Consider the following 21,308-nt stretch of genomic DNA (forward strand, 5'->3'; position numbering starts at 1 on the left):
GGTTCACGCCAACGCGGTTTCGCCATGCCCATGCAATCCAGACTTGTCGCCCTCGCCGCGGCCCTCCTGTTGTCGACGGGCGCCGCGCATGCCCAGCAGAGTGCCAAGAAGAACGCAGCGCCCGCCCCGGCCGCGCAACCCGCGCCTGCGCCGACGCAGCCCCATGCTGAAGGTGGTCCCGGACAGTCCGGCTGGATCGTCCGCTGCACCAGTGCCAGCCGCGACGCGCCACTCGAATGCGCGATGGAGCAGAACGCGGTGCTGACCAAGACCGGCCAGACCGTCATCCTGATCAACATCCGCATCGCTCCCGACACCCGCACGCCGATCGCGCTGCTGCAATTGCCGCTCGGCCTCAACTTGCCGGTCGGCGCCAAGCTCCAGGTCGACGAGGGCAAGACGGTCGACCTGCAGATCCAGACCTGCGAGAACCGCGGCTGCTACGCCTCGACGCCGATCGCGGCCGACCTGCTCGCAGCCTTGCGGTCGGGCAAGCAGCTGAAGGTCTCTTTCCAGAACATGGCCAAGGAGACGATCGCGATCCCGATGCCGCTCGGCGATTTCGCTTCGGCCTACGACAAGATCAAGTAAGGGGACTTCTCCCGCTTCCTGTTGGAGTGCACGCCTCTCTCATCTCGTCATTGCGAGCCAACGGGTCCGCGCGAAGCGCGGCCCGATGACAGGCTCAGCGAAGCAATCCAGCAATCTTTCCGCGGAGGCAGTCTGGATTGCTTCGCTACGCTCGCAATGACGGCGCGGATACAGCGACGCCCCTTCTCTCTCACTGCCGCGCCATCTGCGCGTTGCCGACGGCATCGCCGTCGAGCTTCTGGTCGTCATGCATGGTGACGGTGACGCGCAGCAGCCGCCCTTCGAACTCGAACGGGGCCTCGTAATGCGAGACCGGGCTGCCGCGGTCGCGGCCGATGTCGAGGCCGGACCACGAGATCAGCGTGTGGAAGCTGAGCTGGGTCTGGAGCGAACCCGCCGGCTCGCCATCGATCAGCAGCGTGTATGCGGTGACGCCGGTCCGCGAGCCCTTGGCCGGCGGCTCCTTGCGCCGGAGCCGCTCGACATGCACGCCGAGCCGGCGCGCGCCTGACGGCACCTTGCGGTCCGAACGCACGATCTGGTGGCTGCCGCCGATATTGAGGTCGTGCACGAGGTGGCCATCCCTGACGTAGAGGCTGTAGCCCGAGGTCGCATCGCCGTGCGAGATCAGCACGCCGTTGGCACCCCGCTCCTCGATCTCGACATGGGCCTCGATCGTGTAGCTGCGGCTGCGCACATCGGGCGCGACGTCGGTCGGCACGTGACCCATGCCGGCGTGGAAGACGAAATGATGGCGCGCGCCGTGGAAGCGCGCGGCGTTCTCGGCAAAGCGCGGGCCGAAGCGGTCGTCGAGCGGCAGCACCTTGTGCTTCTCGGCCTCCGCCCACCACGTCGCAATCATCGCGGCGAGACGCTCCGGCTCCTTCGCACCGAGGTCATTGGTCTCGGAGAAGTCTTCATCGAGATGGAACAGCTCCCATTTGTCGTTCTCGAACGGCGTCCCCGACGGATGGAAGGAAACCGCCTTCCATCCGGCCTGCCAAAGGCCGCGATGGCCGAACATCTCGAAATATTGCGGCGAGCTCTTCGACGGCGCGGACGCATCATTGATCGAGCGCGCAAAGCTCTCGCCTTCGAGCGGCATCTGTCGACAACCGGCGATCTCGCTGGGCGCCTCGATGCCGATCAGCTCCAGCAGCGTCGGCGTGAGATCGCAGGCATGCACGAACTGGTGGCGCAGCTCGCCCTTGCCTGCGATGCGCTTGGGCCAGTTGATGACGAAGGGATCGCGGATGCCGCCGCCATGGGTGTTCTGCTTGTAGCGCCGCAGCGGCGTGTTCGACGCCATCGCCCAGCCATGCGGGAAATTGCTGTGCGTGTCGGGCCCGCCGATGTCGTCGATGCGGGCGAGCTTTTCGGCGATCGGCTCCGGCTTGAAGTTGAACGGCCCCATCGCGTTGACGAAGCCGAGCGGCCCGCCCTCCTGGCTCGCGCCATTGTCGGACATCACGATGATCACGGTGTTGTCGCGGATGCCTGATGTCTCCAGGAACGAAACGAGGCGCGCCAGATGCCGGTCGGAATGGTCGAGCATGCCGGCGAACGCCGCCTGCAGGCGCGTGAAGACGCGGCGCTCGTCGGCCGAATGCTCCTCCCATGCCTTGACGCCGTCATTGCGCGCCGGCATCCGCGTCTCCGGCGGCACCAGCCCCATCGCCTTCTGGCGCGCGAGACGCTGCTCGCGCTCGGCGTCCCAGCCGTGCGCGAAGGCGGCGTCGTAGCTCCTGATGATATCGGCCGGCGCCTGATGCGGCGCGTGACAGGCGCCGAGCGCAACCCAGGTGAGCCAGGGAATCTCCGGCCGGTCGGCATGGTGATCGCCGATGAAGCGGATCGCCTGGTCGATCAGGTCCTCGGTCAGGTGATAGCCGTCGGCGTAGGTGCCGGGCGGGTCAATATGCGTGTTGTCGGAGACGAGCTCAGGCGCGTACTGGTCGGTCTCGGCATCGAGGAAGCCGTAGAAGCGATCGAAGCCGCGGCCCAAAGGCCAGCCGTCGAACGGGCCGGTGGCGCCACTCTCGGTCAGCGGCGTGACGTGCCATTTGCCGACCATGTAGTTGCGGTAGCCGTGCACGCGCAGCATCTCGGCGAGCGTCCCCGCCTCGCGCGCGATCTTGCCGCGATAGCCGGGATAGCCTGAATCGAAATTGGCGAGGCAGCCGACGCCGACCGAATGGTGGTTGCGCCCCGTGAGCAGCGCGGCGCGCGTGGTCGAGCACATCGCCGTGGTGTGGAAGCCGGAATAGCGCAGGCCTTCCGCGGCGAGCCTGTCGATGGTCGGCGTCCTGATGGCCGAGCCGTAGCAGCCGAAATCGGAGAAGCCGACGTCGTCGAACAGCACCACCAGGATGTTCGGCGCGCCCTCGGGCGGCTTCACGGCCTCCGGCCACCAGGGTTTCGAGTCCGCAACCGTCCTGCCGACGGTGCCGCGGAACGGCGTGCCGCTTCTTGCGCTCATCTCCCCCTCCCTGTTTTAGCCGGCGATGAGCCGCGGTTGACCCGCGGCTCGCCCCGATCTAAATTATAATCAGAATTATGATTATGATTTAAGGCGGATGCAAGCGCGGATGCGGACATCGTCGAAGGAGCCCGGGCCTCGCGACTTCGACCTGCCCGGCGTCGCCCCGTCGCGGCAGAAGCGCAGCCGCGAGACGACGCTGGCGCTGCTGCGCGCCGGCGCCGACATGCTGCGCACACGCAGCCTTGCCGAGCTCTCGATCGAGACGCTCTGCGCGGAAGTCGGCGCCACCGTCGGCGCCTTCTACAGCCGCTTCGAGAGCAAGGAGGCCTATTTCAATGCACTGATGGCGCTTGCCGCGCGCGACGGCGAGCAGCGGCTGGGTGAGATCAACAGGCCGTCACCGGAAGCGAGCCTTGATCAGCTCTGCCACATCATCGTCAGCGGCATCGTGGCCTGGATGCGCAACCATGAAGGTGTGCTGCGGGCCGCGCTTCAGCATGACGACACCCATCCCGACAAATGGACGCCGTTCAAGGCCCTCGCGAGAGCAACGACGATGCGCGCCACCCCTCTCCTGCTCCCGGCCATGGGCAAGGGCCGCAAAGCCGCAAAAACCCGCAGCATTGCCTTCGGCTTCCAGGTCGTGCTGGGCACGCTGGTGAACGCGATCCTCAACGATCCCGGACCGCTGACGTTGCGGTCGAAGGAGATGGAGACGCGGCTTGCCGGCTGCCTGTCGCTGCTGCTCCAGGCGGAGCTTGGTCAGTCCACGCCGAGATAGGCCTTCTGCACCTGCGGGTCCTGCGCGAGCGCCGCCGCGGTCCCCGAGAGCACGCTCTTGCCGACCTGGAGCACGGTGGCGAAGTCCGAGACTTCCAGCGCGAGCTCAATTGACTGCTCGGCGAGCAGAATCGTCAGGCCCTCGCGGTGCAGGCGGCCGAAGGTCTCATACATCGACTCGACCACGGCCGGAGCGAGGCCGAGCGACGGCTCGTCCAGCATCAGCAGCTTCGGATCGCTCATCAGCGCGCGGCCGACCGCGAGCATCTGCCGCTCGCCGCCGGACATGGTGCCGGCGCGCTGGTTGCGGCGCTCCTTCAGGCGCGGGAAGACCTCGTAGACGCGCTCCAGCAGCGTCGCCTGTCGCGATTTGTCGTGCAGCGGGGTCGCTCCGAGCATGAGGTTGTTCTCGACGCTTTGCTGCACGAACAGCCGCCAGCCCTCCGGCGACAGCGCGAGGCCCTTGCGCACGATCGCAAAGGCCTTCTGTCCCGCGATCTCCTCGCCGCGAAAGCTGATCGATCCGGAATGCACGGGAATGAGGCCGGCGATCGCGTTCAGCGTCGTGGTCTTGCCACCGCCATTGGAGCCGAGCAGCGCGACGACGCTGCCGTCCGGCACCTCCAGCGACACGTCGGAGACACCGATGAGGTCGCCATAGCGCACCTCGAGATGCTCGATCCTGAGAAGCGCTCCGCTCATAGGTCCGGCCCGCCCATCAGCTCGACCGGCGTATGGCCGGCGGCGGCTTTCGCGGCGCGCTTGCCGAGATAGGCTTCGATCACCGCCGGATTGGAGGTGACCTCGCGCGGCGAACCGCGGGCGATCTCCTTGCCCTGGTGGAACACCATCACGCGGCTCGCCAGCGACATGATCACTTCCATGATGTGCTCGACGATGACGAGCGTGATGCCGGCGCGATGGATGTCGCGGACGAGATCGATGGCGAGCCTCACCTCATGCGCGTTGAGACCGGCCATGGCCTCGTCGAGCAGCAGCACCTTCGGCTCGGTCGCAAGCGCCCGGGCGATCTCCAGCCGCTTGCGGCCGGGTGTGCCGAGCGAGCGCGCCGGCGCCTCCGCAAGGCGGCTCATGCCGACGCGTTCCAGCACCGCGCGCGCCTTGGTCTCCGCCTCCTTGCGATGCGAGGTGCGCAGGAAAGCGCCGATCATGACGTTCTCCAGCACCGTCATGCCCTCGAAGGTCTGCGGCACCTGGAAGGTGCGGGCGAGCCCGAGGGCGGCGCGCTGCTCCGGCGCGACGTCGGTGATGTCGGCCCCCTCGAACAGCACGCGGCCGGAGGTGGTCCTGAGGTCGCCGGTGAGGCAGTTGAAGAAGGTGGATTTGCCGGCGCCGTTCGGACCGATCAGGCCGAGGATGTCGCCCTGCTCCAGGGTCACGGAGGCGTCGTCCACGGCCTTGAAGCTGCCGAACGCCTTGGTGATGCCGCGCGCTTCAAGGAGCATGGCTCGCTCCCGTGTCGGTCTTGGACTTGCCGCGCCGGGTGAGCAGGCTGAGCAGGCCGCCGGGCTGGAAGCGCGCGATCAGCACGATGATGGCGCCATAGACCACGAAGGTGAGACCGGCGCCCTTACCGCCGAGCCAGCTGTTGGAGATCTCCTCCAGCGGCACCAGGATCGCAGCGCCCACCAGCGGCCCGAACAGCAGCCCCGCCCCACCCAGCGCCGCCATGATCAGGATCTTCACCGAGATCAGGATGCCGAGCCCGGACTCGGGATCGACGAAGCCGAACATCATCGCATAGAGCGCGCCGGCAACGCTCGTCAGCGCCGCGCTCAGCATGTAGGCGTAGAGCTTCGTGCGGCTGGCGGGCGCGCCGAGCGAGCGCGCGGCGCGCTCGGAATCCTTGATCGCCCGCAGGTAAAATCCCATGCGGCTGTTGGTCATCCACCAGGTGATCGCAAGCGTGATCGCGAGGATGGCGAGGAAAAGATAGTAGTAGGGCAGCGCCGACAGGAACGAGAGATCGAAGATGTTGCGCGGCACGGTCGGACCGGAGAGACCGACGGCCGCGCCGAGCCATTCGGTGTTGGTCACGATCAACCGCATCGTTTCGGCAACCGCGATCGTCGCCATGCTGAAATAGTGGCCGGACAGCCGCAGCGTCGGCACGCCGACGATCGCGGCGAGCCCGACCGCCAGCACGATGCCGCCGGGAATGCCGTACAGCGGCGACAGGCCGAACTTGGCGTAAGCGCCCATCGCGGCATAGGCGCCGCAGCCGAAGAACACCACATGCCCCACCGACACCTGCCCGGCATAGCCGCCGACGATGTTCCAGGCCGAGGCCGCAATCGCATAGAGCAACACCAGCGCGCCGAGGCGCTGCTGGAACGGCGAGGACAGCAGCAGCGGATAGGCGATCGCAAAGGCTGCGACGACGGAGAGCCAGATCCAGCGCCGCATCACATCTTCCCCATCAGGCCCTGTGGCCGGAACCAGAGGAAGAACAGGAATAGGACATAGACGACGATGTCCTTGTAGATCGCACCGATCAGATAGCCTGACAGCGACTCGATGACGCCGATCAAGAGTCCTGCGACGAGAGCGCCGGGCACGCTGCCGAAGCCGCCGAGCGACACCGTGACGAAGGCGACGATACCGAGGGTCTCGCCGACGGTCGGCACGATGTAGAAGAAGTTCGCGATCAGGGCGCCGGCCAGCCCCGTGGCGCCGGCCGCGATCGCCCAGGCGATCGCCTGCATGGTGTCGGGCCGGATGCCCATGAGCTGGGCCGCGGTCTGATCCTCCGCCACCGCCAGCATCTTCGAGCCGAGCGAGGTGCGCGTCAGCAAGAGATGCAGCCCGAGCGTCACCAGGAGCGCGACGACGCCCGCGAGCAGCCGCGAGGCCTCGATGCGCAGGCCGGCAAAGGCGTAGGTGCCGCCCACGATGTTCGGCGGCATCGACAGGAAGTTGGCGCCGAACCACCAGAACACCGAATAGCGCAGCAGCAGCGCGAGGCCGAAGGTGCCGAGGATCTGCGCCAGCATCGGTCCTTTCATGATGCCGCGGATCAGGCCGAAATAGACCACGATGCCGAGCGTGGCGAGCACCAGCGTCGCCAGCGGGGCGCCGAGAAGCGGCCCTCCTCCCATCAGGGTGTAGACGACATAGGCGACGTACATGCCGAGCATGACGAAGTCGCCATGCGCGAAATTGACGATGTTCATCATGCCCCACACCAGCGTGAGGCCCGAGGAGAACAGGGCGTAGACGGCGCCAAGCAGAAGGCCGCCGACGATCACCTGCACGAGAACAAAGGACATGAGCTGCGCTGCTCTACCAAGCCTTGTGAAAAAGGCGGGACTTAAGGTCCCGCCCTCGCATGATCACCAGCCCTTGTAGGGCAGCATCGGCGCCTTCGCGGCATTGGCCTTCGGCCACACCGAGACGTAGTTCTCGCCGTCCTGAAGCTGGATGATGGCGCCTGAGGCCAGGGTGTTCTGGCCCTTGTCGTCGAACTTCACGCCCTTGTAGCCGATCATGAGCTGCTCGGGCTTGAGGTCCGTCGCCTTCAGCGCGGCCTGAATCTTGGCGGGCTCGGTCGAGCCGGCGCGATCGATCGCATCGGCCAGCACGAAGAAGCCCTGCATCTGGCGGGCGACCGTGTCATCCATCTCCTCGCCGCTCTTCTTCTTGTACATGTCGGCGATGATGGCGGACGGCGAGCCGGCCGGACCCACGACCCAGGACGAGCGGTTGAAGACGCCTTGCGAGATCTTGCCGACCGCCTTGGTGAAGGACGGATCGGAGTAGCCGGCGTCATCGGCCAGCAGCACGGCCGGCTTGTAGTCGAGCGACTGCATGGTCTTGGCGAACAGGATCGCGTCCGACGTGTAGCTGATCATAATGACGACGTCGGGCTTCTTGTCCTTGAGCTGGAGCACCTGCCCCTGCAGGTCCGTTGCGTTGACGGGATAGGCGACGTCGAGCGCGATCGGCAGGCCCTTCTCCTTGAAGGCGCCGGAAATCGTGTTCGCTACCGAGGTGCCATATTCGGTGTTGTCGTGGACCACCGCGACGCTGTCGGTCTTGGCGCCCTGCGACTTGAGGTCGGCGAGGAAGTCGACATAGATCCTGGCGAAGTCGGTGGCGATCGGGGTGGTGCGGAAGAACCATTTGAAGCCGCGCTCGGTCAGGTTGGCGGCGACCGACTCGGAGTTCAGGAATGGAACGCCGTACTTCTCGGCGATGGCGCTCGAGGTCAGCGTCACGCCGGACTGATAGGAGCCGAACACGGCCGCGACCTTCTCTTCCGTGATCAGGCGCAGCGCCTGGTTCTGGCCTGTTGCGGGGTTGCCCTGGTTGTCGGCGATGATCACCTCGACCTTGGCGCCGCCGAGGCCGGCAAGGCCAGCGTTCTTCGCCAACGGGAAATTGCCAAGTTCAGGATGAGCGTTGTTGATGATGTCGGTTGCGACATCCAGCGCCGCCTTGGCATGCGCGCCGATCGAGGCGGTGCCGCCGGACATCGGCATGATCACGCCGATCTTGACGACCTTGTCCTGCGCCTGCGCACCAGCCGTGAGCGCAAGCGACATCGCGGCCGCGCAAAGCAGCCCCGTGACCTGCTTCAATGTCATGAAATCAGACCTCCCAAAGGGTTTCCCCAACCAAGATTTTTTGGAGAGCCTGGGCGAAACGCCCGCCTCCGTTTGATTATGCCTGGTTGCGGGAGGATGGCATGCCGACCGGCGACCGGCAAGGTGAAACGGACTGCGACGATGATGCATGGGGGAAGAACGTGTAGCCCGGGTGAGCAAAGCGACACCCGGGACAACAGTGGCCGCATTCCCGGATGTCGCTTCGCTCATCCGGGCTACGGGTCTTCCCGCTCCACTTCGCTCAACTAATTACGTCGCTCGCCCGCAGCAGCGTCGTGAAGCCGCCATAGATCATGCGCTTGCCGTCGAACGGCATGTCGCCGAGCTTGAGCCGCGGGTCCACCATCACCTTCTTGTTGACGGCGTCGCGCGTTTCCCGATCGCGATAGACGATCCAGGAGAACACCACGACCTCCTCCTCCTTCGCCATCACCGCGCGTGGAAACGACGTCAGCTCGCCATAGGGAACGTCGTCACCGATGCATTCGACATAGTCGAGCGCGCCATGCTCCATCCAGATCGCACAGGCCGCTCGCGCCAGAGCCTTATAGGCCTCGATCTTGTCCTTCGGCACGGCGAGCACGAAACCATCGACATAGGGCATCACAGATCTCCTTGGGTTGTGTGTCCCAAGGACGACGGGGCATGCGGTGGCCCGACGTCGAAGACGCCATTTCCGCTGAGGCAAACCGTCGCGAGCGACGGCGAGATGCCGGCTTCCAAAATGGTACGGCGCCGGGGCCGACAAAATCAGGATGGGGGAAAACCGCCCGGAATTGGCTGGGGAACCTGGATTCGAACCAAGACAAACAGAGTCAGAGTCTGTTGTGCTACCGTTACACCATTCCCCAACGGAATAGCCGAACAAATTCAATGACTTACTGATTTGTCCGACTGTGGCCGGAAGCGCGTTTGGCGCAAATCACGGCTCAGGCGTGGCAGCGTTCTACCCGCTCGCATCTGGGCTGGCAAGCGCTCCGGTGGATGGCTCGTCAGCCCAATGATGGGACCGGGATACGATCGGAGCGAACCTTCCGCTAATGCATGCGGCCGATGCTGACGACGATTTCGCCCCGGCCATGGGCGATCATCACCTGACCATATTCGTCCTGCGGCGGGCTCTCCTCGTAGCGGAGCGGGATCGTGGTGATCTCCTCCTGCGCCGCGTCGGCGGGCTGCTCCGCATTCACGTCGAGGATCAGGATCTTCGGATTGATCCCCTGCGGTGAGCGCCTGGTCAGGCGGGCCTGCCAGCCATTGCTCGGGACCCGCACGTCGCCAATCATGATCAGCCTGGGCGGCGCCCCGGGTGCGCGGTCGATCCAGGCCTTGAAGGTGTTTCTCAGCAGGACAGTCATGATGCACCTCTCCCTCGCCAAGTTGCGCGATCCTGCGATCGCGGGCGAACCATAGGCGGGCGAAGCGAAGCGAAACGTGAATGGCCCGTGAATCGGGCGAGCCGGCGAGCTTCCCGCGGCGAAGACCACAAGCTTGCCACCACACGATACCGATGGGGACTGGCTGAGCTTGTGCCGGACCGCGACACAAGTCGGCCGGCGACCAAGGTCGGACCGTACTCGCGCGTGAGTTGCCGACGGCTTGCGACCGCATCGCGCGCTTGGTGCAGGTGAGCGAAAACTCGCCATTCACGCTCATTTCACGCGCGTCGGCTCCAAGTGAGGAGCGATTTTCATTTTGCCCGCAAGGTCGCATTCCGATCGTTCAGCAACCCTTGACCGTCTGATAACGCAAGATGTACCATTTCTGCATTGCACCAGATCCGGCGGGCTGCATTCCTGAGCTCACGCGTCATTGGCTTCGCGGACAACGCGAACCGATTATCTGCATTTCACCAAGCCTAAGCTCCCGGGACTTGCCCTCCTGCATTGTCGTCGACGATGTCGACGGGGGATGGGACGAGATGGCGGGAGTTGGCGGCGACAAGGCGGCAGGCGGAAGCGAGACCGGCCGCCTGCGGCTGAATATCATCGGCACATTTTCAGCATCGGTGGACGGACACGAGATCGCGCTCGGCCGAAAGGCGCAAGCGCTTCTCGGCTACATGATGCTCTCCTCCGCCCGCCAGTTGCCCAGGACCAAACTGGTCGGCCTGCTCTGGAGCGAGAAGGAAGACCCGCTCGCCAAGGGTTCGCTGCGTCAATCGCTGAGCCAGATCCAGCGCGAACTGAAGACGCACGGCTGCACGCATTTCCATGCCGATCAGATGCACGTGGCACTCGATATCGAACACGTCGCTTGTGACCTGACGGAAATCATCGCAGATGCCGAGCGCGGCGTCGTCCATCCTATCCTTTTTGCACACGAACGCCTGACCGACGACATTCTCGACGACCTGGAGAATGTCGATCCCGCATTTTCGGATTGGCTTGCGGAGACGCGACCACTGATCCACGAACGGCTGATCGATGCCCTGACGAGGCTGCTTCCCGATGAGGGCCAAGCCGATGTCACGCCCACCGCGGAGGCTGCGGCAAAGGCCATCTACCGGCTGGATTCCGAGAACGAGCGTGCCGTTCGCGTCCTCATCAGGAGCCACATCGCGGCCGGAAGTATCGGTGCCGCGCTCGCGATCTATGCGCGGCTCTGGCGCCAGCTCGAAGACACCTATGACATCGAGCCGCACAAGCTCACGCAGGAGCTGATTGCCAGCCTGCGACAGCAGCAACCCGAGACAGTCACGCGGCAGGTCGTGTCCTCTGCCGCGGCCCCCGCACTTGGCCTGGCCGGATTTGCCGTCAGCCGGCCATCGGTCGCCGTCCTCCCCTTCCGCGCGCTGTCTCCGACGCTCGAGCCCCAATTCACGATCGGTATCGTCGACAGCGTCGTGCAGGCCCTGTCGAGCCTGAAAGAGCTGTTCGTAATCTCGCGCGGGTCGACCATGATCCCGATGTCGCAGACACCGGATCTGCGCGCGATCGGCCGCGATCTCAATGCGCAATATCTGCTGCACGGAAGCATTCAGCGCGCCGGCGACCAGATCCGGATCTCGACCGAACTCGTTGCCGCCGAGACGGTCGAAGTCGTTCGTGTCGATCGCCTCAGCGGGACTGCGGCCGACGTCTTCGACCTGCAGGACCGCATTGCCGTCGAGGTCATACGCTCGCTGGCGCCTCAAGTTCGCGACCGGGAGCTACATCGCGCGATGCAAAAACGGCCCGACGATCTCGATGCCTACCAGTTGGCCCTGGTCGGCTACGACCAGATGTTCAGCCCGGACTACACGACATTCGTGACGGCACGCACCAACTTCGAGCGGGCGCACATCCTCAGCCCCAATTGGGCGCCACCTCTGTCCTACAGCGCCATCTGGCACATGCAGCGCGTGGCACGGGGGTGGTCCGCGAATGCGCCAAGCGAGCTCGACATCGCGCGAGCGCTCGCCGAACGAGCGCTGGAGCGCAACTCGGCCGATCCGCTCGCCAATGCCGTCGGCGGCTACACGCTGTCGCAATGCAAGCACGACCATGTCGGCGCCCTCAAACAGCTCGACCGCGCCATCGAGCTCACCCCGAACCTCGCGCTCGCATTCGCATATCGTGCCGCCGTGCATGTTCGCTGCGAACACTATGAAGACGCACTCGGCGATGCCGCGTTCAATCTGCGTCTGTCGCCGCGAGACAGGCACGCGTGGTTCGCGGAGATGATCTCGGCTCAGGCTCACTTTGCCATGAACGACCTCAACTCGGCCATCGAACACGCGAGGCGGGTCGCGACGCTGCTGCCGAGCAACCAGGTGAACCTGCGCGTTCTCGTCGCTGCGCTCGTGGAAAGCGGACGTCTCGACGATGCGCAGACTTTCGCAGGGCCACTCATGACGGCCGGCGAGCTCGACATGAGATGGATCGCGAGATCACCATGGCCGAAACCGGCGCTGGCGCGCATCGAAGCCGCGCTCTCACGGCTGGCCCCGGCACTTCGGCACGGAACCACCCAAGGCAACACCAACAAGTCCTGACAGAGGAGGCTCATATGGCGGGCGGATACGGAGGATATGGCGGTTACGGCGGTTATGGCGGCTACGGGGGTTATGGAGGATACGGCGGCACCAGCGGATCGGGCGGCGCCATGTTCGCCGACCGCGTCGATCGTCCGTTCGTCAGCGAGCGCGACGTCAAGGGCGCAAGGTTCGATGCCACCGGCTTCGGCATGAGGCTGTGGTCGACGCGGTGGTATTCGTGGGTCGTGATGTCCGATCTTGCCAGCCAGGCAGATTGGCTCAAGCGGCTCGGCGGATTTGCCCTGCTAGGCAAGGGTCCAACCCCTTGGGCAGCGACTCTCGACGACGACATTGCCATATTGAGAAACATGGCCGTCAATGAACGCGCGCCCGCCATGGATGAAATCGTTACCGAGGCCGACGAGTTCATAAGCAAGTTCCTGCATATGGTGTCCGCGACGGCGACGACACACCCCGCGACCTCGCGCATGCTGATCGTCGCCGATGCGCTCACCGCGCTGATCGCGATGCACTACAAGGCGCATTTCAATCGCCCGCGCCCCACGCAGGTGGTCCCCGGCTTCATGTCGCCGATCCAGCACGGCGGGCATGCGTCCTTCCCGAGCGGTCACGCCACTCAGGCCCACGTCTTCGCAACGCTTCTGAGCAAAGTCATGCCGCAAGCTCTCGGCTTCTCCGATCCCATCCCGGGCTTCGCGGGGCGGACAACGATAGACAAGACGCTGGGCGCCCTTGCCGACCGGATTTCGCGGAACCGGGAAATCGCCGGTCTTCACTATCCGTCCGATACGAAGGCCGGGGTGAAGCTCGCAGCCGCGATCATCGACAAGATTCTCCTGGACCGGGAGTATCTGCCGAAGTTCACGAAGCTCGTCGACAACGCCAAGGCCGAGTGGGAGAACACCGGCGTGTTCGACGATGGGAAGGACGCCGACATCTCCGCGGGAGAGAAAAATGTCCGAGACTGATCGGTGCGGCCTCTACGAGGTCGTGCCCGCCGGCTTCGACCTTCTCAATGCGTCCCCCGCCGAGCTCGATCGCTACGGCATTCCGCAAAAGCCGGATGTCGTCATGGAGCCGGAGCTGTTCCAGTTCTGGACGGAGCTCGTCTCGGCCCCGTTTTCGGCAAAGCAGCCGACCTTCGCCGACATCGATCCCCCGTCCACCGGGGGAGCGCTTCAATCGATGTTGAATTGGTCGGGGGCGCTCATTTCCACACCCTGGCCCCAGCAGATCGTCTTTGCGGCAGCCGGATGGAATGTGCCGGACGTGCGACGGCCATCCGTATCGGCCCTGGGGACGCACGCGGACGATCCAAAATCGCTGCTGTGGGTGGGGCTCGACGGCCGCAACGGCGTGCTGCCGAATGTTTCCCTGCCTCAGATCGGCACCGGCCACTGGCCCGATCGCAAACCCAAGCACTTTGCGTGGTGGGATTGGTGGCACAACTCGCAGCCGGATGAGGCGACCGGCAAGTCGGCAACAGCGCCGGAGCCACAAGCGATCACGTTGATCGACAATTTGGCAATCGAGACAGGCCATAAAGTCCTCGCCGGCCTGGCGGTCCAGGTCAGCGGTGACATTCTCTATTTCATCAAGAACCAGAGCACCGGCGAGTTCCGCTCGTTTCTGGCCCCACCACCGCCTGGCGAAATCGAGCCGCTCGGATCATCCGTGCAATGGGTCATGGAGCGGCCGACAGACCCGAAGAGCCGCGATCTGTTCCCGCTTCCAGACTATGATCCCGTAAACTTCAGGTACTGCGTGGCCCGGGCTGCGGACGGAGCGATCGGATCGGGCCGCATGATGACGCTCGAGGACAACGCGCTCATGATCGAGATGCGGGAGACTTTTGCCGATCCTGAGCGCACCGTCATCGTGTCACGTCCGGAGCTGCGGCAGGAGACTCCAAACGGCCCGATCGGCGTCAGTTGCACGTTCCAGGATCCCGCGGTGTAAACGGGCAACGCACGTTTGGGGACGGACCGCGCAGTAGCGGCGTGATCCGTCCCGTCTCGGGTATCGCAAGACCAGCAACGCTGCGCGCCTACTCCAGCTTGATATTCGCCGCGTCGATCACCTTCTTCCAACGTGCCGTTTCCGCGGCGATGTAGGCTGCGAACGGCTCCGAATCCACCGCAACCGCGGTGGCACCGAGCTCGGCCATCTTCTGCACCGTCTCCGGCTGCTGCATGAAGGCGCGGATCTCGGCGGAGAGCTTTTCGACGATCGGCTTCGGCGTACCCGCAGGGACGAAGAAACCATGCCAGGCCACGGCCTCGAAGCCCGGCAGGAATTCGGCCACCGCCGGCACTTGCGGATCGAAGTCGGCGCGCTTCGGCGTTGCCGTCGCCAGCATCGCGAGCTGGCCGGTCTTCACCTGCGGCAGCAGCAGCGGCACATTGTCGAAGGCGAGATCGATCTGGCCGCTGAGCAGGTCCGTCAGCATCTGGCTCGAGCCCTTGTAGGGCACGTGCACCATCTTGGTGCCGGTCATCTGCTGGAACAGCTCGCCCGCCAGATGCTGCGAGGTGCCGACACCGGCCGAGCCGAACGAGACCTTGTCCGGGTTTGCCTTGAGATAGGCGATCAGCTCCGGCACGGTGCGCGCGTTGATCTTGTTGGGATTCACCACGAGCACGTTGGGCACGACGCTGATCTGGGCGACCGGGATCAGATCCTTGTCCGGCTGATAGCTCAGCTTCGGGCCGTAGAGCGAGGGATTGATCGCGAGCGCGGATGTGCTGGCCAGGCCAAGCGTGATGCCATCAGGCGCCGACTTCGCCAGCCGCGTCACGCCGAGGATCGAGCCGGCGCCGCCGACGTTCTCGACGACGAAAGGCTTGCCGAGCTTGACCTGCAAATGGTTCGAGACCATGCGCGCGAAGATGTCGGCCGTCCCGCCGGCGGCGAAGGGAACGATCACCGTCACCTGCTTGGACGGATAGCCATCCTGCGCCTGCGCCTGCACCGGCGACGTCGCCAGCAGCAGTGCCGACAAAAGACCAAGCCACATCGATCTCATCGAAGTTTCCTCTACTCTCACTGTGTTGTTGGTTGATTGGCTGTTGCGCGCGGCAGGCGCGTCAGAAAGCGACCTCGTACATATTCAGGATCGCATCCCGGCCGAGATCGCGCGGATTGTTGTCGAGCAGGCGGCGAATGGCGTGCGCCTCATCGGCCATCACGCCGAGGTCGTTTTTGGGCACGCCGAGCGCGGACAGCCGCATCTCGATGCCGAGATCCTTGCAGAACGCGTAGGTCGCCTCGAACGCGAGCTTCGAATCGCGTTGCCCGGGCAGCCCCAGCGCGCCCAGCACGGCGACGGTCTTCTCTTCCACCGCGGGCATGTTGAAGGCGAGCGTGTGCGGGAAGATCACCGCACAGGCGAGGCCATGCGCAACATGATGGCGCGTGCCGAGCGGATAGGCCACCGCGTGGCCCGCGGTGGTATTCACCGGCCCGAGGCAATAGCCGCCGTAGAGCGAGGCCAGGGACAGGCCGGCGCGCGCCTCGCGGTCGCCGCCATCGGTAACCGCGCGCTTGAGATAGCGTCCGACCAGCCGTGCGCCTTCGAGCGCGTAGAGATCGATCGTCGGATGCGCCTTGCGGCTGGTGTAGGCCTCGACGCAATGCGCCAGCGCATCGACACCGGTCGCCGCGGTGACCTCCCGCGGCACCGTCATCGTCAGGTCCGGATCGACGATGGCGATGTCGGCGAGCATGAAGCGGCTCTGCACCGCCTGCTTGTTCTGACTGACGGGATCAGTGACCAGCGCGCGGGTGCCGGCTTCACTGCCGGTGCCCGAGGTGGTCGGAATCTGCATCAGCGCCACGCTGCGGCCGGCAACCTTCTCCGGCCCGACGATGTCGGCAAAGGGTACGTCAGACGTGCACATCACCGCGACCAGCTTGGCGAGATCCATCGCGCTGCCGCCGCCGAAACCGACGACAAGATCGGGCTTGGCCTCCTTCGCCATCGCCACCGCCTTCTCGAGATTGGGCAGATCCGGCTCGGGCTTGACGTCGCCGAACACTTTTACGGCGCCCGGCAGCGCCAGCGTGTCGACGCGGCGCGCATTGAACGGATCGGAGATCACCAGCGGCCGCTTGGCGCCGATCCGCTCCGCGTAGCGCGCGGCGGCGGTGATCGTGCCGTTGCCGAACTCCAGGATGGTGGGACGTTGGATTTCGATGGGCGTGAAGGCGTTGGTCATAGGCTCGATCTCATGACTTCGATGCGGAGGCGCCGGCGGCGAGCCGCTCGGCATAGTCGATGGCCTCGATCAGGCTGTGCTCGTTGGCGATGCCCTTGCCGGCGATGTCGAAGGCGGTGCCGTGATCGACGGAGGTGCGGATGATCGGCAGGCCCAGCGTAATGTTGACGCCGGAAAGCTCCTGCCAGCGGCCGGTCGCGGGATCGACCTGGAAGCCGAGCAGCTTGACGGGGATGTGCCCCTGGTCGTGATACATCGCGACCGCGGCATCGAACTGGCCGGCACGCAGCTTGACGAAGATGGTGTCGCCCGGCACCGGGCCGACGACGTCGAGGCCGTCGGCCACCGCTTTCGCGATCGTCGGTGCCGACACGTCGATATCCTGCCGGCCGAACAGGCCGCCCTCGCCGGCATGCGGATTGAGCGCGGCGATCGCGATCTTGGGCTTGGCAATGCCGAGGCGATGCAACGCGTCGTTGGTGAGATCGATCACCATGCGCAGCCGCTCCGGCGTCAGGCGCTTCGGCACGTCCTCCAGCGCCACGTGGGTCGAGACATGGCTGACGCGCATGTTGCCGTGGGCGAGCAACATCACCGAGCCGCGCACGCCGGTGAGATGCGCCAGCATCTCGGTATGGCCGGGGAAATGATAGCCGGCCTTGTTGAGCGCTTCCTTGTTGAGCGGCGCGGTGACGATCGCCGCGGTGCGGCCGGCCTGCGTAAGGCGCACGCCCTGCTCGATCGCCTTGTAGGCGAAGCGGCCGCCGTCGGCGCTGAGCATGCCGGGCCTGATCGGGTCGCCCTCGGCGTCGGCCTGCAGGTAGCAGAGATTTGGCCATTCGTGATCGTCGGCCGTGACCTCCGGGATCGCAATGTCGGCGCCGAGCGCGGCCTTGGCGCCATCGAGCGCCGCGCCGCTACCAATGACGAGCAGGCGCAGATCGCCCTTTGCGATCCTATCCTTCAGCCCGACGCAGGCCTTGACGATGATCTCCGGCCCGATCCCGGCCGGATCGCCCATGGTGATGGCAAGATGACGAGAGGTCATATCGGGCTCTCCATTCTGAGCAGATGATTGTCCCGAAGCAGGTCACGCCACAGCTCGCTGGGACCGAACGCGCCGGATTTCGAGATGACATCGACGCCGGCCCAGCGCCCGCCTTGCAGGATCGAGCGCGGCAATCCCGGAACGATGCGTCCTGTCACCTGGAGCGCATGCGCACCGAGGGTAACACAGGCGGCCTTCAAGGTTTCACCGCCGGCGACGACCATGGTGCCGGGCGGATCGAGCGCCGCGATCAATGCCGCCATTTCGCGCGCAATCCGCTGCGCTGCTTCAGAGCGCGTCAAGCCTTCGGCGAGTGAGAATTTGACCATCGCCACGCGATCATCGGCTAGCTTGCGCTGAACGCGCGATGCACCTTCGCCTTCCGCGAGTGCGATCGTCGCTTCGCCGCACGCAGCCAGCTGGGAGGCGGGCTGGTCGGAGCCGAACAGCCCCAGCACGGGCAACCTCAATTGGCTCGGCGCATCGGCACGGTGACTGCGCGCGAGCGCGCCGGCCAATCCGCCGCTGCCGCACCACAGCACGGGCCCCGGCATGCGCCGTCCCATCTCGACGACGCGGTCGAGGTCGATGTCGCTCTCGGCATCGAACACCTGAACGCCGCCCTGCGACAGCGCATCGGAGCTGCCCTGCCGCGCCTCGATGCCGTCTTGCCTCAACTGATCCAGCAGATTGTCGCCGACCCGGTGCCACTCGCCTTGCACAGTGCGTGCGAATTGCTGGCCGCCTGCGGTGCGGCGCCCCTGATAATCGAAGGCGGGCGCGACCACGCAGGAGGCCCAGTGGCCGCTGCGCAGGCAGGCGCTAAGCTCGGCCGCCCACGCCCCCCGAAGCAGGCTGTCGACCTTCTTGTAGGCGATCGTCGCGCCGTGAAGCTGCGGCGCCAGCCGTCCGACGATCTCGACGCTCTCGCCCTTCGAGCGCTCGCGGGTGCCGCTGTCGATCGCGAGGCTGCGGGAGCCGGACGCCTTGGGTGCTTCCGGCCAGGTGACATCGAACGGTCCGCACAGGCCGACGAACTCCGCCGCGGTGTCGAGTGCACCGGTAAGATCGTCGGCAAGCAGGCGGACGGTCGTCATTGTCAGGCTCCCGCGCTGAAGATTTTGCCGGGATTCATCAGGCCACGCGGATCGAGCAAGCGCTTGATATCTCGCATCAGCTCGATATCGAGCGGATCGGCGACACGCACGAGCCGGCCGCGATTGGTGATGCCGATGCCGTGCTCGGCACTGATCGCCCCGCCCTGCGCCGCGGTCTCGTCATCGACGATCTCGTTGATCTCAGCCACCAGCCTCGCCGTCGCTTCCGGGTCCTGACAATGGACCCAGTCAATCAGGGCCACGACGTGGATGTTACCGTCGCCGATATGGCCGTGCATCACGACATTCGCATGCGGGACGGCCGCCTTGATCCGGGCTTCGACATTATTGACGAAAGCCGCCTGGCGCTCCAGCGGCACCACGCTGTCATGCGAGACCACGTAACCGCTGCGCTTGTTGCCTTCGGACACGCTGTGCCTGACAGCCCAGATGGCCTTTGCCTGCGCGAGGTTGGAGGCCAATATGGCGTCCTCGGCAAGCCCCGCTTCCATCGCATCCGCGAGGACGGCGGCCAGCGGCTCGTTGAGGTCAACGCCTGCAAGCGTGTCGGTCAGCTCGACGATCAGATACCATGGCGTCGTCAGCTCGTAGGGAATGGTGACATGCGGCACCGTCGCGGCGATTGCCTCGATCTGCGAGCGCGACATGATCTCGAGGCTGCCGAGCCGGTCGCCGACTGCGCCGCGCAGGCGCTGCATGATCTCGAGCGCCTGCTCGACGCCCTGCAGCTTCAACAGCGCCAGGGCCGAGCTGCGCGGCGGCGCGAACAGCTTCAGCACCGCCGCGGTGACGATGCCGAGCGTACCCTCCGCGCCGATGAAGAGCTGCTTCAGCGCGTATCCCGTATTGTCCTTGCGCAGCGCGCGCAGGCCATTGAACACTCGGCCATCGGGCAGCACGACCTCCAGCCCGAGCACGAGATCGCGCGTTGGACCGTAGCGCAGCACGGCGGTGCCGCCGGCATTGGTCGAGATGTTGCCGCCGATCTGGCACGAGCCCTCGGCGCCGAGGCTCAAGGGAAAGTAGCGATCGACGTCCCGCGCCGCGTTCTGCACCTCCGCGAGGATGCAGCCGGCCTCCACCGTGATGGTGTTGGCGAGCGGGCTGACGTCGCGCACGGTGCGCATGCGGTCGAGCCGGATCACGACATTGCCGGCGTGATCGTCGGGCGTCGCCGCCCCGCACATGCCGGTGTTGCCGCCCTGCGGCACGATCGCGAGCCGCCTTGCGCCGCAGAATTTGACGACTGCGGCGACCTCGGCCGTCGATCCGGGCTTCACCACCGCCACCGCGCGGCCGTGATAGCGCCCGCGCCAGTCGACCACATAAGGCTCCTGGTCGGGCCCGGACGCGATGACGTGCTTGTCGCCGACGATAGCGGCGAGCCCGGCCAGCGCATCCTGGAAAGCATCGGACATCGGTTCGCCTCGTCGCCCGGGCTGACTCTAGACGGTGGCGGCAGCGAATGCCGCAGCATCCGCAAGCAGCTCTTTCGCTTGAGCCGGCGGCAGCGACTCCAGCGGCGGCCGCAGGCGCTGCCATCCGGCATGGCCGGTGCGCTCGGCGACGATCGCCTTCAGCGAGGCCATTTGCGGGAAGCGCGAGACCAGCTCGCGCGCCTTCACGATACGCGCCTGCGCCGCCTTGAGCGCCGCATCATCGTCGCTGTCGCGAAAATGCTTGTAGACATAGGCAAGGTCGCGCGCGATGAGGTTCGAGGTCGCGGTGATGCAGCCCGCCCCGCCCTCGCGCAGTAGCGGCAGCAGCAGTGGATCGGCCCCGACGAGAACCGAGAAGCCCGGGAAGCGCTCGACCATCGCGGTCATGTTGGCGAAGTCGCCCGAGGAATCCTTGATACCGGTGAAGATGGCCGGATAGGTCTTGCGCAGCCGCTCGATCAGCGCGTGCGAGATCGGCTGCGCCGACATCTGCGGGATGTGATAGAGCACGACCTTGAGCCTGGCATCGCCAATGCGCTGCACGACTTCGCTGTAGGACGCGTAGATGCCGTCGTCGCTGACGCCTTTGTAGTAGAACGGCGGCAGCATCACCACGGTGTCGACACCGACCGAGAGCGCGTGACGCGTCAGCGCAATGGTCTCGGTGAGCGCGGCGACGCCGGTGCCCGGCAGAAGCCGCTGCGGCGCGATGCCCGCGGCGATCGCTGCCTCGAGCAATGCCATGCGCTCGGCCGCGGAGAAGGAGTTCGCCTCGCCGGTGGTTCCCAGCAGCGCGATGCCGTCGCAGCCTTCGCCCAGTAGGTAACGGCAATGTGCGACGAAGTGCGCATGATCGGGGGCGAGCTCGGCGTCGAGGGGCGTCAACGCGGCGGAGAACACGCCATGAGGGTGCAGCGATGATGTCGACAAACTTCCTCCGATCGTCAAATCGATATTGTTCGGAATGCGAACATTTGTTATGATCTGCCCCGTTGGTAAGATCAGGCTGACGCCGCGTCAAGGGCA

At 65.5% G+C, this 21,308-nt stretch carries 19 protein-coding genes and 1 tRNA gene; 5 read left to right on the forward strand and 15 right to left on the reverse strand.

Annotated elements, in window-relative coordinates:
• Window positions 1-24: 24 nt before the first annotated feature.
• Window positions 25-591, forward strand: coding sequence for an invasion associated locus B family protein (locus N2603_RS26645; RefSeq protein WP_260384470.1), 567 nt, complete (start codon window positions 25-27; stop codon window positions 589-591).
• A gap of 190 nt (window positions 592-781) precedes the next feature.
• On the opposite strand, the gene N2603_RS26650 is transcribed toward N2603_RS26645, so the two are convergent.
• Complete coding sequence (locus tag N2603_RS26650; RefSeq protein WP_260384471.1) at window positions 782-3,070, reverse strand: arylsulfatase; 2,289 nt, start codon at window positions 3,068-3,070, stop codon at window positions 782-784.
• Window positions 3,071-3,179: 109 nt separating this feature from the next.
• On the opposite strand from N2603_RS26650, the gene N2603_RS26655 reads away from it, so the two are divergent.
• Window positions 3,180-3,854, forward strand: coding sequence for a TetR/AcrR family transcriptional regulator (locus tag N2603_RS26655; RefSeq protein ID WP_260384472.1), 675 nt, complete (start codon window positions 3,180-3,182; stop codon window positions 3,852-3,854).
• On the opposite strand, the gene N2603_RS26660 is transcribed toward N2603_RS26655, so the two are convergent.
• From N2603_RS26660 to N2603_RS26695, 8 genes are all read right to left on the reverse strand, one after another.
• Window positions 3,836-4,555, reverse strand: coding sequence for an ABC transporter ATP-binding protein (locus N2603_RS26660; RefSeq protein ID WP_018645692.1), 720 nt, complete (start codon window positions 4,553-4,555; stop codon window positions 3,836-3,838). The two genes, N2603_RS26655 and N2603_RS26660, sit on opposite strands and share 19 nt — an antisense overlap.
• The gene (locus N2603_RS26665) at window positions 4,552-5,319 is read right to left on the reverse strand and encodes an ABC transporter ATP-binding protein (protein WP_260384473.1); all 768 of its coding nucleotides are present in this window, start codon (window positions 5,317-5,319) and stop codon (window positions 4,552-4,554) included. The genes N2603_RS26660 and N2603_RS26665 overlap by 4 nt, the downstream gene beginning before the upstream one ends.
• The gene (locus N2603_RS26670) at window positions 5,309-6,280 is read right to left on the reverse strand and encodes a branched-chain amino acid ABC transporter permease (RefSeq protein ID WP_260384474.1); all 972 of its coding nucleotides are present in this window, start codon (window positions 6,278-6,280) and stop codon (window positions 5,309-5,311) included. The genes N2603_RS26665 and N2603_RS26670 overlap by 11 nt, the downstream gene beginning before the upstream one ends.
• Complete coding sequence (locus N2603_RS26675) at window positions 6,280-7,143, reverse strand: branched-chain amino acid ABC transporter permease (protein ID WP_018645689.1); 864 nt, start codon at window positions 7,141-7,143, stop codon at window positions 6,280-6,282. Before N2603_RS26675 ends, N2603_RS26670 begins: the two co-directional genes overlap by 1 nt.
• 63 nt (window positions 7,144-7,206) lie before the next feature.
• Complete coding sequence (locus N2603_RS26680; RefSeq protein WP_260384475.1) at window positions 7,207-8,460, reverse strand: ABC transporter substrate-binding protein; 1,254 nt, start codon at window positions 8,458-8,460, stop codon at window positions 7,207-7,209.
• 262 nt (window positions 8,461-8,722) lie between these two features.
• A complete protein-coding gene (locus tag N2603_RS26685; protein WP_260384476.1) occupies window positions 8,723-9,085 on the reverse strand; it encodes a DUF1428 domain-containing protein in 363 nt (120 codons plus the stop codon).
• Window positions 9,086-9,258: 173 nt separating this feature from the next.
• Window positions 9,259-9,332, reverse strand: a tRNA-Gln gene (locus tag N2603_RS26690).
• Window positions 9,333-9,518: 186 nt separating this feature from the next.
• Window positions 9,519-9,839, reverse strand: coding sequence for a hypothetical protein (locus N2603_RS26695; protein ID WP_018645648.1), 321 nt, complete (start codon window positions 9,837-9,839; stop codon window positions 9,519-9,521).
• A 563-nt stretch (window positions 9,840-10,402) separates the two neighbouring features.
• Here N2603_RS26695 and N2603_RS26700 point away from each other — a divergent pair.
• The 3 genes from N2603_RS26700 (at window position 10,403) to N2603_RS26710 (ending at window position 14,419) form a co-directional block, all read left to right on the forward strand.
• Entirely contained in the window at window positions 10,403-12,457 is a 2,055-nt protein-coding gene (locus N2603_RS26700; protein ID WP_260384477.1) for a BTAD domain-containing putative transcriptional regulator, read from the forward strand.
• Between the two features lie 110 nt (window positions 12,458-12,567).
• Window positions 12,568-13,428 (forward strand): phosphatase PAP2 family protein, encoded by an 861-nt coding sequence (locus tag N2603_RS26705; RefSeq protein WP_260384478.1) that lies wholly within the window; start codon window positions 12,568-12,570, stop codon window positions 13,426-13,428.
• Window positions 13,415-14,419 (forward strand): G1 family glutamic endopeptidase, encoded by a 1,005-nt coding sequence (locus N2603_RS26710; protein ID WP_260384479.1) that lies wholly within the window; start codon window positions 13,415-13,417, stop codon window positions 14,417-14,419. The genes N2603_RS26705 and N2603_RS26710 overlap by 14 nt, the downstream gene beginning before the upstream one ends.
• Before the next feature lie 88 nt (window positions 14,420-14,507).
• On the opposite strand, the gene N2603_RS26715 is transcribed toward N2603_RS26710, so the two are convergent.
• The 6 genes from N2603_RS26715 to N2603_RS26740 form a co-directional block, all read right to left on the reverse strand.
• Window positions 14,508-15,485, reverse strand: a complete 978-nt coding sequence (locus tag N2603_RS26715; RefSeq protein ID WP_260384480.1) for a Bug family tripartite tricarboxylate transporter substrate binding protein — start codon at window positions 15,483-15,485, stop codon at window positions 14,508-14,510.
• A gap of 61 nt (window positions 15,486-15,546) precedes the next feature.
• Window positions 15,547-16,677, reverse strand: a complete 1,131-nt coding sequence (locus tag N2603_RS26720; protein WP_260384481.1) for an iron-containing alcohol dehydrogenase — start codon at window positions 16,675-16,677, stop codon at window positions 15,547-15,549.
• 10 nt (window positions 16,678-16,687) lie between these two features.
• Window positions 16,688-17,725, reverse strand: a complete 1,038-nt coding sequence (pdxA, locus tag N2603_RS26725; RefSeq protein WP_260384482.1) for a 4-hydroxythreonine-4-phosphate dehydrogenase PdxA — start codon at window positions 17,723-17,725, stop codon at window positions 16,688-16,690.
• The gene (locus N2603_RS26730; protein WP_260384483.1) at window positions 17,722-18,822 is read right to left on the reverse strand and encodes a four-carbon acid sugar kinase family protein; all 1,101 of its coding nucleotides are present in this window, start codon (window positions 18,820-18,822) and stop codon (window positions 17,722-17,724) included. Before N2603_RS26730 ends, pdxA begins: the two co-directional genes overlap by 4 nt.
• 2 nt (window positions 18,823-18,824) lie before the next feature.
• Window positions 18,825-20,261 (reverse strand): FAD-binding oxidoreductase, encoded by a 1,437-nt coding sequence (locus N2603_RS26735; protein WP_260384484.1) that lies wholly within the window; start codon window positions 20,259-20,261, stop codon window positions 18,825-18,827.
• 27 nt (window positions 20,262-20,288) lie between these two features.
• The gene (locus N2603_RS26740) at window positions 20,289-21,212 is read right to left on the reverse strand and encodes a dihydrodipicolinate synthase family protein (RefSeq protein ID WP_260384485.1); all 924 of its coding nucleotides are present in this window, start codon (window positions 21,210-21,212) and stop codon (window positions 20,289-20,291) included.
• Window positions 21,213-21,308 lie beyond the last annotated feature (96 nt).

Source organism: Bradyrhizobium huanghuaihaiense, from assembly GCF_025200885.1.
GTDB lineage: Bacteria > Pseudomonadota > Alphaproteobacteria > Rhizobiales > Xanthobacteraceae > Bradyrhizobium > Bradyrhizobium huanghuaihaiense.

What these genes read in the sequence shown, in the direction of transcription:
- N2603_RS26670 (WP_260384474.1), bottom strand. Translation starts at nt 6,280, where the DNA reads ATGCGGCGCTGGATCTGGCTCTCCGTCGTCGCAGCCTTTGCGATCGCC.
- N2603_RS26705 (WP_260384478.1), top strand. Translation starts at nt 12,568, where the DNA reads ATGTTCGCCGACCGCGTCGATCGTCCGTTCGTCAGCGAGCGCGACGTC.
- pdxA (WP_260384482.1), bottom strand. Translation starts at nt 17,725, where the DNA reads ATGACCTCTCGTCATCTTGCCATCACCATGGGCGATCCGGCCGGGATC.
- N2603_RS26685 (WP_260384476.1), bottom strand. Translation starts at nt 9,085, where the DNA reads ATGCCCTATGTCGATGGTTTCGTGCTCGCCGTGCCGAAGGACAAGATC.
- N2603_RS26660 (WP_018645692.1), bottom strand. Translation starts at nt 4,555, where the DNA reads ATGAGCGGAGCGCTTCTCAGGATCGAGCATCTCGAGGTGCGCTATGGC.
- N2603_RS26720 (WP_260384481.1), bottom strand. Translation starts at nt 16,677, where the DNA reads ATGACCAACGCCTTCACGCCCATCGAAATCCAACGTCCCACCATCCTG.
- N2603_RS26650 (WP_260384471.1), bottom strand. Translation starts at nt 3,070, where the DNA reads ATGAGCGCAAGAAGCGGCACGCCGTTCCGCGGCACCGTCGGCAGGACG.
- N2603_RS26680 (WP_260384475.1), bottom strand. Translation starts at nt 8,460, where the DNA reads ATGACATTGAAGCAGGTCACGGGGCTGCTTTGCGCGGCCGCGATGTCG.
- N2603_RS26645 (WP_260384470.1), top strand. Translation starts at nt 25, where the DNA reads ATGCCCATGCAATCCAGACTTGTCGCCCTCGCCGCGGCCCTCCTGTTG.
- N2603_RS26665 (WP_260384473.1), bottom strand. Translation starts at nt 5,319, where the DNA reads ATGCTCCTTGAAGCGCGCGGCATCACCAAGGCGTTCGGCAGCTTCAAG.
- N2603_RS26710 (WP_260384479.1), top strand. Translation starts at nt 13,415, where the DNA reads ATGTCCGAGACTGATCGGTGCGGCCTCTACGAGGTCGTGCCCGCCGGC.
- N2603_RS26675 (WP_018645689.1), bottom strand. Translation starts at nt 7,143, where the DNA reads ATGTCCTTTGTTCTCGTGCAGGTGATCGTCGGCGGCCTTCTGCTTGGC.
- N2603_RS26695 (WP_018645648.1), bottom strand. Translation starts at nt 9,839, where the DNA reads ATGACTGTCCTGCTGAGAAACACCTTCAAGGCCTGGATCGACCGCGCA.
- N2603_RS26735 (WP_260384484.1), bottom strand. Translation starts at nt 20,261, where the DNA reads ATGTCCGATGCTTTCCAGGATGCGCTGGCCGGGCTCGCCGCTATCGTC.
- N2603_RS26700 (WP_260384477.1), top strand. Translation starts at nt 10,403, where the DNA reads ATGGCGGGAGTTGGCGGCGACAAGGCGGCAGGCGGAAGCGAGACCGGC.
- N2603_RS26655 (WP_260384472.1), top strand. Translation starts at nt 3,180, where the DNA reads ATGCGGACATCGTCGAAGGAGCCCGGGCCTCGCGACTTCGACCTGCCC.
- N2603_RS26715 (WP_260384480.1), bottom strand. Translation starts at nt 15,485, where the DNA reads ATGAGATCGATGTGGCTTGGTCTTTTGTCGGCACTGCTGCTGGCGACG.
- N2603_RS26730 (WP_260384483.1), bottom strand. Translation starts at nt 18,822, where the DNA reads ATGACGACCGTCCGCCTGCTTGCCGACGATCTTACCGGTGCACTCGAC.